The organism is Deltaproteobacteria bacterium (genome assembly GCA_019308905.1).
In the GTDB taxonomy this organism is placed as follows: Bacteria; Desulfobacterota; BSN033; order WVXP01; family WVXP01; genus JAFDHF01.
In genome coordinates, this window is the sequence record JAFDHF010000008.1 from 77,587 (window position 1) to 89,168 (window position 11,582).

Annotated in this window: 11 protein-coding genes; 5 read left to right on the forward strand and 6 right to left on the reverse strand. The window is 56.7% G+C overall.

Annotation, left to right across the window (positions count from 1 at the left end; genetic code table 11):
- Positions 1–36: 36 nt before the first annotated feature.
- Positions 37–477 (reverse strand): archease, encoded by a 441-nt coding sequence (locus tag JRJ26_04985; protein ID MBW2056832.1) that lies wholly within the window; start codon positions 475–477, stop codon positions 37–39.
- Positions 478–593: 116 nt separating this feature from the next.
- Between JRJ26_04985 and nth the strand changes: the two genes are divergently transcribed.
- A complete protein-coding gene (gene nth, locus JRJ26_04990) occupies positions 594–1,247 on the forward strand; it encodes an endonuclease III (GenBank protein MBW2056833.1) in 654 nt (217 codons plus the stop codon).
- Between the two features lie 90 nt (positions 1,248–1,337).
- On the opposite strand, the gene JRJ26_04995 is transcribed toward nth, so the two are convergent.
- The 5 genes from JRJ26_04995 to JRJ26_05015 all read right to left on the reverse strand — a co-directional run bounded on the left by JRJ26_04995 (position 1,338) and on the right by JRJ26_05015 (position 5,849).
- Positions 1,338–2,495: a Gfo/Idh/MocA family oxidoreductase gene (locus JRJ26_04995; GenBank protein ID MBW2056834.1), complete on the reverse strand. Its 1,158-nt coding sequence runs from the start codon at positions 2,493–2,495 to the stop codon at positions 1,338–1,340.
- A 42-nt stretch (positions 2,496–2,537) separates the two neighbouring features.
- Positions 2,538–3,392, reverse strand: a complete 855-nt coding sequence (locus JRJ26_05000; GenBank protein ID MBW2056835.1) for a sugar phosphate isomerase/epimerase — start codon at positions 3,390–3,392, stop codon at positions 2,538–2,540.
- A 63-nt stretch (positions 3,393–3,455) separates the two neighbouring features.
- Complete coding sequence (locus JRJ26_05005; GenBank protein ID MBW2056836.1) at positions 3,456–4,448, reverse strand: TIM barrel protein; 993 nt, start codon at positions 4,446–4,448, stop codon at positions 3,456–3,458.
- Positions 4,449–4,520: 72 nt separating this feature from the next.
- Positions 4,521–5,111: a cupin domain-containing protein gene (locus tag JRJ26_05010; protein MBW2056837.1), complete on the reverse strand. Its 591-nt coding sequence runs from the start codon at positions 5,109–5,111 to the stop codon at positions 4,521–4,523.
- 66 nt (positions 5,112–5,177) lie between these two features.
- Positions 5,178–5,849 carry a bifunctional 2-keto-4-hydroxyglutarate aldolase/2-keto-3-deoxy-6-phosphogluconate aldolase gene (locus JRJ26_05015; GenBank protein MBW2056838.1) on the reverse strand — a complete coding sequence of 224 codons (672 nt, stop codon included), beginning with the start codon at positions 5,847–5,849 and terminating at the stop codon, positions 5,178–5,180.
- An 881-nt stretch (positions 5,850–6,730) separates the two neighbouring features.
- Here JRJ26_05015 and JRJ26_05020 point away from each other — a divergent pair.
- The 4 genes from JRJ26_05020 to JRJ26_05035 all read left to right on the forward strand — a co-directional run bounded on the left by JRJ26_05020 (position 6,731) and on the right by JRJ26_05035 (position 11,571).
- A complete protein-coding gene (locus JRJ26_05020) occupies positions 6,731–7,786 on the forward strand; it encodes an ABC transporter substrate-binding protein (protein MBW2056839.1) in 1,056 nt (351 codons plus the stop codon).
- 93 nt (positions 7,787–7,879) lie between these two features.
- Positions 7,880–9,388, forward strand: a complete 1,509-nt coding sequence (locus JRJ26_05025) for a sugar ABC transporter ATP-binding protein (protein MBW2056840.1) — start codon at positions 7,880–7,882, stop codon at positions 9,386–9,388.
- Positions 9,389–9,486: 98 nt separating this feature from the next.
- A complete protein-coding gene (locus JRJ26_05030) occupies positions 9,487–10,482 on the forward strand; it encodes an ABC transporter permease (GenBank protein ID MBW2056841.1) in 996 nt (331 codons plus the stop codon).
- Positions 10,483–10,503: 21 nt separating this feature from the next.
- Positions 10,504–11,571, forward strand: coding sequence for an ABC transporter permease (locus tag JRJ26_05035; GenBank protein MBW2056842.1), 1,068 nt, complete (start codon positions 10,504–10,506; stop codon positions 11,569–11,571).
- Positions 11,572–11,582: the final 11 nt, after the last annotated feature.

The window sequence follows — 11,582 nt, forward strand, 5'->3', positions numbered from 1 at the left end:
GATCGAATGACTCGAACGCCTTGAACTCTCCTATCTTCACAGATCCAAAACCACCCTGGCCCGCCATCTGCCCTTATCCTCGCGGACCTCGATTTGATGAAACGTTACGGCCTTTATCTCTGTCCGAATCACATGCCGGCCCTCGTCGAAGACCTCCCCCCTTGCACTACCCTCAAAGCGGCCGTCTCCGATGATTCTAACCTCGAATCGCCTGAACAGAAGCCTCTCTACATCATGGAAGTAGAGAAGCTCGCCCAGCCAGTCGACCATCAGGGTCTCCAGGTCTTCATAGGTCAGGCTGACCTCCTTCTCCTCCCTCTCCTCCACCCGGGATGGGTCTGTGACCACATGGAAGAGGGCGACGCCGGCATTCTCGAAAAGATCCGGTAGATTCTTTCCATAGACCTCGACGGCGAGGTCGCCTGTGTGGTCGAGAAACCTGAACCGCCTCATGACTATAATATAATCATCAAACATCAAAAAGCCATTCATTCCGGCTCAACCGTGCTCGGGTTCTTCTGGACATGACTTTCACGGTGTGCTATCTAGAAGGGGAGGAACGCAAGGATCTTTCCTGAAAAGAGGAGGGCGGGATGGGGGAAAACGATCAAGAAAGAGTCATCAAGATCATAGAGATTCTCAAACAGGAGTATCCAAACGCGAGAACGGCCCTGCGGTTCAGCAATCCCCTCGAGCTTCTCGTTGCAACCGTCCTTTCGGCTCAGTGCACCGACGAAAGGGTTAACAAGGTGACCGAGAACCTCTTCCAAAAGTACCGCTCAGCCGCGGATTACGCCCGAGCCGATTTGAGGGAACTGGAGGAGGATATCCGGCCTACCGGATTCTACAGAAACAAGGCCAAGGCCGTTCAGCGGTTCTGCACCGACCTGGTCAACCGGTTCAACGGTGAGGTTCCATCCAGGCTGGAGGACCTCCTGTCCCTCCAGGGGATCGGAAGAAAGACGGCCAACCTCATTCTCGGGGAGGCCTTCGGCATCCCGGGAATCGTCGTGGATACTCACGTCAAACGGCTGGCTAATCTTATCGGCCTGACAAGGCAGACCGACCCGGAAAAGATCGAGTTCGATCTCATGAAGATCGTTCCGAAATCCCAGTGGACCCTCTTCTCCAATCTTCTGATTCTCCACGGCAGGAGCGTCTGCGTGGCTCGAAAGCCGAAGCACGACCAGTGCAGAATCGTCGATCTCTGCGACGAGGGGGTCCGGTGGAAGAAAAAACAGGGATGACGGGAGCCTCTCCTCCTGCGGTCCCTACCCCCCGGCCTGCAGAAGTCGAGACTCCTGCCGTTCTCACCTCCTGCTGCGGCCCTGTTGAAACTAACCCAGGGTGATTCTCTTCCCTGTCCGCGCGGATTCTAATCCTGCCTCCAGAACCTCCATGGTCTTCATCCCATCGTAGAGATTCGGCTCGATCTTCTCGCCTCTTTCCACGGCACCGAGAAAATCGACGACCGCGTGGACGAACTCATGCTCATACCCGATGACATGCCCGGGTGGCCACCAGTTTTGGATGTACGGATGGACCGGTTCAGTGGCCAGGATTGTTCTGAATCCCTGGGAGTATTCAGGATCCTCGGCCGAGAAGAAGCGCAGCTCGTTCATCCGCTCGATGTCAAAAATCAGGCTTCCACGACTCCCGTAGATCTCGAAATAGTTGTAATTCTTCCTCCCCGGTGCAAATCTCGTTGCCTCGAAGGAACCCAGTGCGCCACTTTCGAACTCGACGAGCATAAACGCAGAATCTTCCACGGTCACCTCGCCTTTCTCCTCCCCTTTTGTTGCCGCCTTGAAGGTTCCGGCAGCGACTTCATCCGGCAGAGGGCGCTCCTTTACAAAGCTCGCCGTCATCGCGGTGACGCTCTTGATCTCACCGATGAGGAAGCGCGCCAAATCCACACTGTGGGAATTGAGATCGTTCTGGGGGCCGGAACCGGCCGTCTCCTTTCTCAGGTGCCACGTGAGAGGGAAGTTCGGGTCGACGATCCACGACTGGAGATAGGCCCCTCTCCAGTGGAATACCCTTCCGATCTTTCCCTCATCGATAAGCCTCTTTGCCAGGAGAACCGCAGGACACCTCCTGTAGTTATGGTTGAGGTAGTGTACGACACCGTTCTTCTCCGCGGCCTCGTACATCGATCTTGCCTGCTCCACGGTCAGGGCTATCGGTTTTTCGCAAAAGATGTGTTTCCCTCTCTTTGCAGCCTCAACGGCGATATCGTGGTGGAGGAAAGTCGGTGTCGAGATATCCACGATATCAATATCGTCCCGCTCCACCACCTTCCGCCAATCGGTCTCGATTTCTTCCCAGCCCCATCTCTCGGCAAAATCTCCCAGCGGTCCTTCGTGTCTCCCACAGGCGAGTTTCATCACGGGTTCGACATTCAGATCAAAGAACAAAGGGGCCTTCTTCCACGCATTGCTGTGTGCCTTGCCCATGAACTTGTAACCGATGATCGCAACATTCAGCTTTTTCATTCTCCCACCCCCTCTACGAGTGCTCCAACCTAGCCGGGTCCCTCAGCCCAACTCCTCGACCAGGTTCTTGAGATAGGCGACACTGTCGGCAACGATTCTGTCTTCGTCTTGATTGTCCTTGTGATGATCGGATTCGACAGCCAGGACCCCGGTATAACCGCTCTCCTTGAGAGCCCTCGCCACCCCGGGGATATCGATCAGGCCGGTCCCCACAGCCACCGAAGAGAAGAAATACCACTCCTCCGGAGAGACGTGGCGACAGGCATCCAGGTCCTTGGTGTGGGTGGCCACCGTGTACGGCCCCAGCCGTTTTGCCGCCTTGACCGGGTCTTCCATCATCCGGAGGGTGTTGCCTGTGTCGAAATTCACCTTGAGAGAGTCGGAACCAACCCTTTCCAGGATCTCGTATATCTCCTGGGAGGTAAAGTCGATGTGATTCTCAATGGCCAGCACGACCCCATTATCAGCGGCGATCTTGACGCTCTCCCTGAGCATCTTGACAACGGCCTCGATCTGAGGCCCATGGGGCTCGTTGCGAAACATGAGGGAGGATGCCACGATTCGCATGATGTCCGCTCCCAGGAACCGGGCCTTGGGAATGAGGTCGTTCATCTCTCTCCAGGCCTTCTCGTTCCGGCCGGCCTCCAGGCCGTCGGGGTGTCCCCAGGCAAGGACACGCTCCAGCCCCCTTTCATCGAGAACCGCCTTCATATCCGAAAGGTATCCCGGCTCAAAACTCTCAAAAAAACAAGACTCCAGCGAGACACCGTCGACGCCCAATTCGCCCGCCCGATTGACAAAATCATGGAACGTCCACCGCACCCCGGGATCCTCCTGGTCCGGGTATATCTCCCCGAAGTAGCGATGATAGCAGTAGCTGTCGATGCCCACTTTCATGACCGTCCTCTTTTTCTCAGCTCTATGGCCGGTTCCTCCGACATGTCAAAGAGACTTCTTACCCTAGCCTCTCTTCATCCGCCCGAAGACAAACTCGCGGACATACCTGTGGGAATCGATCGCATCGCCCTTTGCCTGACTCTCCTTCAACCTGGCAGGATCGATCTCCAGGGCGATCTCATGAAGATCCTTGACATTCTCGATACTGAGTTCGCAGGCTGCGATGATGTCCTCCCGATACGGAAAGATGTCGAGACCATACCAGCCGTCGTATCCGACCTTGTCCATGTAGTAGAGCATCTCGAGGGTCTGCCAGATGTGAATCGACCCGGCGATCATATCATCGTCAAAACAGCCGTAGGCATCGTTGAAGTGGATACTGAACAGCCTCCCGTGCCTGGCCAGATACGTGGCTGCCTCAGCCGGGCTCTCCTTTGCCATAAAGGCATGTCCAACGTCGAAAGTCACTCCGATGTTGTCCAGGCCGATCTCGTAGCAGAGGGCAAGAGCCTTGCCCGCACTGCCGATGAAAATATGAGTTCTCGGTTCGGCTATCTTGTATTCGATACAGATCCGAATGTCAGGATTGTGGCGGGCCGCTTCGGCGATGGCGTCGCGCTCGCGGTCCCATGCCTCCAGGAAGTTCTCCTGGAAGGGATAGTCGAAACCGTCCTGCCCCGGCCAGAGACCCGCGTTCTTACACCCCACGGCGGCAGCCGTGTCCATGGTCCTCTTCATTGCATCCAGGGCTTTCTGCCTGACAGCCGGGTCGGCGTTGGAAAGGGCACCGTTCTTGTACTCCCTTTCGAAGATGTTCGCGTCGACGGCCGCGATCTCCAGGCCGTTGTCCTCGACAAGCCTCTTGACCTCCGAGGCGTTGTCCTCGTTGATCACGTTGGGATACTGGAGGATCACTCCGTCCAGACCCCTGACCTTCCCAGCCATTTTGATCTGGTCTTCCAGGGGGATGGCATCGCGATAACCCGCGGTGCAGAAGCGATCGACGCAACTCGTGAAAGCCCAGATTCCAGCGGAAAACCTAATCTCTTTTGCCATAGTCTCCTCCTTGGGTTTATTCTCCGTCTAGATCAGATCGGGCCGGCAAAATGGCCGGAACCGCCGATCCGATCAGATCCTGTCCTTCCACTTCGGGTTATCCTCGATCCTGGGTTCACCGTCCCTCTCGACGACCAGCTTCCTGAACCCACTGGTTTCTATGGAGCCATAGTCGTGACCCGCTCCACCGGGATAAACACACAGGGAGATCAGAGGCTCCTCCCCGGTATTGATGCTCCTGTGGGCATAGTAGGGCGGAACATATACGACCTTTCCACGGGCCATGGCTTCCGCTTTCCAATCGCCTCGATCCGATTCCATCATCATGAATCCCCGTCCCCGGAGGCAATAGTAGACCTCACCGGTCTGGATGTTCTCGTGGAAATGGCCCTTGGTCATGAAGTACTCGGTCCCCACCTTGCCGGGGTAGGTGATGCTGGTGCATACCAACAGGTGCCCCGGCTCATCGGGGACCTTGACCTCATAGACCTCATACAGAAGTGTATCTTCAACCGCGAGCATCGCCTCTCTTGCCTCTTCATCCATGAACACCCCCTTCATGTGGGAGAGGCGCCGCTGGACGAGGTTGTCATAGGGTGTGATCTTCCCGGACCATGGGTCCAGGTTGAAAGAAAAGGGATCTATCCTTGTCACCTCTTCCATACCTTTTTCCTTTGGAGGCATCTGAAAGAGCCGCTCTTCGCCCCTCAGACTGCTCTCCCGGCGAGCCTACCTTCCCGCCTTTACTGGTTTTGCGCCTCGGGCTTCACGAACAGCCCTGACATAGGTCTCGGCCTTCCGGGTGATCAAAGAATAGTCACCCTTGGCGAGGGCCTCCTTTGTGAGGTCGCTTCCCACTCCGATGGCCACAGCACCTGCCCTGATCCACTCTCCGGCGTTCTCCACATCGACGCCTCCCGTAGGCATCAGCGGCGCATAGGGAATAGGCCCATGAACCGCCTTGATGAAGGCAGGCTTCAAGAGGCTCCCTGGAAAAATCTTGACAATCGCGGCACCAAGCTCCAGGGCTTCCAGGACCTCACTCACCGAGGTCGCTCCCGGCATGCAGTTGACCTGGTAGCGGTTGCATATCCGGATCATATCAGGATTCAGGGTGGGGCCCACGATAAACTGAGCGCCGGCAAGCATAGCCAACCTTGCCGTTTCGGCATCGAGGATCGTGCCCGCCCCGATGATCTCATCTCCCCCTTCGTATCTCCGGCACACCTCCTTGATAACATCGATGGCCCCGGGCACGGTCATGGTCACCTCCAGGGCGATGATCCCACCTTTGCGGGCGGAGTCGATGATTTGAACCGCCTGTTCCGCCGACTCTGCCCGAACAACGGCGACCACCCCGGTTTCCAAGATCCGATTCAATATCTCGATTCTCTGGATCATTTTCTCTTTCCTCCTTCCAGGGTTTTGCGTTCACATGGCTGACCGAGATCGCCTGCCTCATCCTCCGAAAAGCGAAGTTTCCTGACTTTTGGACGACACCCCCACCCGCGAACCCCGATAGGGTCACCGCGTGAGCTCAGGCGCGAGGGGACAAGGATGTTCTCCTGCCAAAACAGGAAAAAACCGTGAGGTCATATACTTGCATGAATCCTCGGCCGAAGACTCGGAAAACTCCACTCCGAAAGTCCTTGACACCTTAACCGACTCCTGATGAAAGTCATTATACATACGTACATTAGGTTGTCAGTATATGTCAACTGGAAAGTAGGCCGCGTTTCCTGGCAAGACCTTGCCTCCATGCGCAGTCAACGATCTACGGATGTCGCTCGCATCAGACTCGGTGACTTCGGCAGGCCTTTCATGAAGGCCGATTCGTGACACATCCCCTCTTGCCGCCTGGGCTCGTTCGGGGAGGTTGCCAGGATGGATTCGGAGATAGCTTCCTTACTGGTTCCCTCTGACAAGAAAGGGTACTCCGGATCGCACCACATTCGGACCTGCCGAACCCAACAACGTGAGCTCCTCTCGGAACCCGATGGGCTTCTTATCCCGGCTTCACGGCCACCCGGCTAAGAGGGGAAAGGTGTGATCTGTTTCGAGTCTCCTACCACACGCTCGAAAAGCCGGTCCGGGCGAGCCGGTTGCCGAACACGTGTCGAGACTCCCGGCGGATGGACCAGTTGCGGCCCTGCGCCTGTGACCGGCTCTGATGCCGGTTCGAGGGCGGGCGGGATGCTCGGAAAAGAGAAAGGAGGTGAAGACAGAGAACCACGCCATAGGTAGTCGAACTTAAGACAGCTGGAAAGGAGGAACGAGTAGCCATGTACGAGAAAAGAAGAATCGCAAGAATTCTTGTGATGGTCTTATGCTTTGGGGCATTCCTCTGGCAACTGGGTGTGGCCGCCGCGGCCGAACCCAGGTATGAGTTCATAAAGGTGGATACCACAAAGTACAAGAAACATCGTCCGTGGAAGATAGGGTTCAGCAACGCCTCCGTGTCTAACTCGTGGCGTGTCTTCTTTTTCCAGGAGATCAAGCAGGAGATGGCAAGATTCCCCGAAGTCGAACTCATAGTCACGGATGCCATGGACAGCCCGTCAAAGCAGGTCTCCGATATCGAAGACCTCATGGCCCGCGGGATAGATCTTCTGTTTCTCAGCCCGTGTACCGCCAAGCCTCTCACCCCCATCGCGGAGCGCGTCATGAACAAAGGGATCCCCGTGATTACGGTGGATCGGGGCATTGCCAGCGACAACTACGTCTCCTTTGTCCACTCGAGCCATTACTACATGGGAAAGACCCAGGCGACCTGGCTGGTCAAGCAGCTCAAAGGCAAGGGCAACGTGGTCCTGTTGGGAGGCATCGCCGGGGCGACGCCGGCAGAGGAACGCGTGAAAGGGGCTCTGTCCGTTCTGAATCAGTATCCGGGCATCAAGGTTCTCGCCGTCAAGTACTGCGACTGGTCTCCCGTGAAGGGGAAACAGGTAATGGCGGACCTTATCGTGAGATTTCCCAAGATCGACGGGATCTGGTCCGGTAGCGCCCTTCAGGGAAGCGGGGCGGTCGAGGCTTACCTCGATGCCGGAAAGCCTGTGCCCCCCATTACCGGAGAGGACATGAACAGGTTCCTGAAGCAGTGGAAGAAACTCGGCCTGAAAGCGGTCAGTGTCAGCAATCCCGTCTGGCAGGGAGCCATCGGAGCCCGGGTGTGCATCGACGTTTTGGAAGGCGTTCCGGTTTCTCATTACATCGACGTCGGACGTACCGTCGTCACCGAAAAAGAACTGGACAGGTACGTGGACATGGATGCACCTGATGACTGGTGGATGGATAATCACCTCCGGAAGGAATGGTTGCCTCGCGAGTATGCCAAGTAGTAAATGACCGGTTGGGGATAGGTCCCGGGGCGGGCCGCCTCGGGACCTGTTCACCCTTCAGGAACGAGCCTCCTTGGTCAGGGATCAAGCTTGATGGAGAACAACAGCACCGAAACGATCCTGGAGATGCGGAACATCAGCAAGTCCTTCCCCGGTGTAAAAGCACTGGATAATGTTTCCTTTGAATGCAAGAGGGGAAGGATATCTTGCCTGTGCGGGGAGAACGGAGCCGGCAAGTCCACGCTGGTGAAAATACTGGTGGGAATCTACCGGCAGGATCAAGGAGAGATCATATTTCGAGGGGAGAAGACCGAAATTTCAAGCCCTTGGGATGCCTATCGGTCGGGAATCAGCATGATCTACCAGGAATCCAACCTGGTTCCCCACCTGAGTGTGGGAGAGAACATCCTGCTCGGCCATGAGCCTTCTCGAGGGATGGTCATCAACTCCGACAGACTCTACGCCGATGCCGAGAGATTGTTGCAGAGACTGGGCCTCAGCATAGATCCACGGACCCTCGTATACAAACTCGGTGTGGCCCAGCAGCAGATGGTGGCTCTGGCAAAGGTCCTCTCCCTGAACAGCGATCTTGTCATCATGGACGAACCGACCTCCTCCCTCCCCTTTCATGAAGTGGAGACACTCTTTGGGTGTGTGAAAGCCTTGAGGGAACAGGGCAAAGCGATCATCTATATCTCCCATCGACTGGAGGAGGTATTTCAAATAGGAGACGAAATCGTAGTGCTGAGGGACGGCAGGAAGACAGGCGTCCTGACCAGGGAGGAGGCCGATCCCCGTACATTGATTCGAATGATGGTGGGCAGAGAGGTCGATCGAGTATACCCCGTGAAGCAGGAGACGGCGGTCCGCCGGAACCCGATCCTCTCTGTAAAGGATTTGAACACGGCCACGGTGAAGGATATAAACTTCGAGGTCCGCCGGGGAGAGGTCTTGGGAATCGGGGGACTGGTCGGGTCCTGGCGAACGGAACTGGCCCGTGCCATCTTCGGAATAGAGCCCCTCCAGAGTGGGGAGATATACCTTGACGGCAGGAGGATAGACCCCAAGGACCCAGGGGAGGCCATCAGAGCGGGAATCGGGTTTCTTACGGAGAACCGAAAAGAGGAGGGGCTTGTCGTCACCTTGTCGGTGGCCAAGAACATCTCCCTGCCGGTTCTGCGCAAGATCTCGCATTTCGCGTTCTGGCTGGACAAGCACAGGGAAAAAGAGATGACAACGACCCTGGCAAGGGAACTGGCGATCCGCACTCCCAGTCTGAACACGGAGGTGAATTCCCTCAGCGGCGGCAATCAGCAGAAAGTCGTACTGGCCAAATGGCTATCCGCCGCCCCCAAGTTGATGATTTTTGATGAACCCACCAGGGGCTTGGATGTAGGCGCAAAATCGGAGATTCATCAACTGATCAGAAAACTGGCGGCAAACGGCACCGGAATACTCCTTATCTCATCGGAACTGCCCGAACTGATCGGTCTGTCCGACCGTGTTCTGGTGATGAGAAAGGGGAGAATGGTCGGAGAGCTTTCGGCCGGGCAGATTACGGAGGATCGGGTCCTCTCCCTGGCAGCAGGTGAGGATGAGTGAATCGAGAGGAGTCTGCCTTCCCGGGGGGATGCCTCCATCGCTCCGGTTGAGTTCTCGGGAGAGAACTCCGGTCAAAAAGCAAGGGCGGGGTAGTTCTTATGGGGACGTCTGGCAGAGTTGCGGACGCGAAGGGCCCTGTTGAATCGAGCGGCATATGGAAGCAGATCCTCCAGGCGACACTGGGCCGCTATGCAGCCTATGTGATTCTCGCCTTCTTGATCATCATCTCCGGGGTGGTTCAGCCCATATTCTTTGACCCCAGAAACATCTTCAATGTCCTGCTCAGGGCCGCTCCTCTGGGAATCGTCACGGTCGGTCAATTCATAGTCATACTCGGGGGAGGTTTTGACCTGAGTGTGGCGTCCTTGATGGCCACGGTGAATATCATCGCCGCCGCGGGCATGTTCGGAAGGGACGAACTGTGTCTACCCATAAGCCTCCTTTGCTTGGGAGTCGGTGCCCTGGTCGGAACCATCAACGGCGTTCTCATCACCAAGCGAGGAATCCCCCCATTCATTATGACCTTGGGAATGATGATTCTCCTCCAGGGCATCCGGTTTGTCTGGACCAAGGGCGCGCCGTTCGGTACTATTCCCCCCATGCTGAGGTTCATCGGGAAGGGTAGGATATGGATAGTCCCCACCCCGGTGATCGTCTTTGGCCTCGTAGCTGCCGCGGCGGCCGTTGTTCTGTACGGCACGACCTATGGGAGACAACTCTACGCCACCGGTGGTAATCCGCGGGCCACAAAACTCGCCGGTATCAACGTGGACAGGGTCGTAACCATGAGCTACGTGATTTCCGGTTTCCTGGCCGCTCTGGCGGGTCTGGTCTTGACAGGCTATCTGGGTCTGGCCGACAACTGGGCTGGGAAGGGCTATGAGCTCGGGTCGATCGCCGCGGTTGTCGTCGGAGGTGCCTCTCTCGGAGGGGGAAAGGGCACAATAGGGGGGACGGTCGCAGGAGTCCTTATCATGTCTATCCTCACCAACATGGTCCTTCTCCTAAACTTCGACGTGGAACTCGGGATGATCGTCGAGGGAATCGTCCTCATCACGGCGGTAAGCTTTTACAGTCTGAAGGAGATGCGGTAGATTCACTTCAAGGTGGTTCACATGGCAGCAAGATTAGGAGATGCGTTCAAGAGCGCGATTTCGCTCTTCAACCTCAAGGCCCAGGAAGAGACCAGGGCCAGGCAGACCGTGGCCTGGCTGCTGCTGGTGGGCACGGTGATAGCGGGGATTGTGGCCTCCCCGAGTTTCACACGCCCCTACAACATCATGAACGTCCTCCGCCAGGCCGTGGCACTGGGATTGGTCGGGATAGGACAGACCTTCGTCATTCTCGGTGGGGGGTTCGATCTTTCGGTGGGATCGACCATCAACCTCACGAGTTGTCTCGCAGCCGGCATAATGGACGGCAGGGCGCAGATGGTCCTTCCGGCCCTGGTTGTCACCCTGGCAGTGGGGATCTCAATCGGCTTGGCGAACGGGATCATCATCTCCTATCTCAAGGTCCCCCCTCTGATAGCGACTCTTGGACTGATGACCATACTCCAGGGGGCCGTACTGCTGTATACCCATGAGCCGGTGGGTATGATCACCCCGGGCTATGACTATATCTCCGAAGGGTATGTGGGATTCGTGCCTTTCCCTGTGATCGCCTTTGCCGCCTTGTTTGCTCTCGGGGTCTTTACTCTCAGGCGGACCACCTTCGGGCGCCACCTGTATGCCACCGGAGAGAGCGAGGATATCGCGCACCAGTCGGGGATAAAGACACACAGGGTAAGGTTCGTCACTTACATCATCTGCAGTCTATCGGCCACGTTCTCCGCTCTTTTCCTGGTGGCCCGGTGTGGATCCGGCGACCCGCTCCTGGGAGTGGGCTACGAATTCGACTCTATCACGGTTGCCATCATCGGGGGTACAAGCCTCGCCGGGGGCCGCGGCGGCCTAAACGGCACCCTGGCCGGGGTGTTTATCATGTCCATATTGAACAACATACTCAACCTAATGGGTGTATTCAGCTGGTGGCAGTGGGTGGTCAAGGGGGGCCATACTGATCGTGGCCCTGTCCACCTATCGGATACGGCAGTAGCCACCCGTGGTTTCCAGCGGTCTCCCGGACCGATTCATCTCGATGACCTCCTTTCGATTGAGTCGACCGGATCTGAGACCGGATGAAGGGAGTGTGG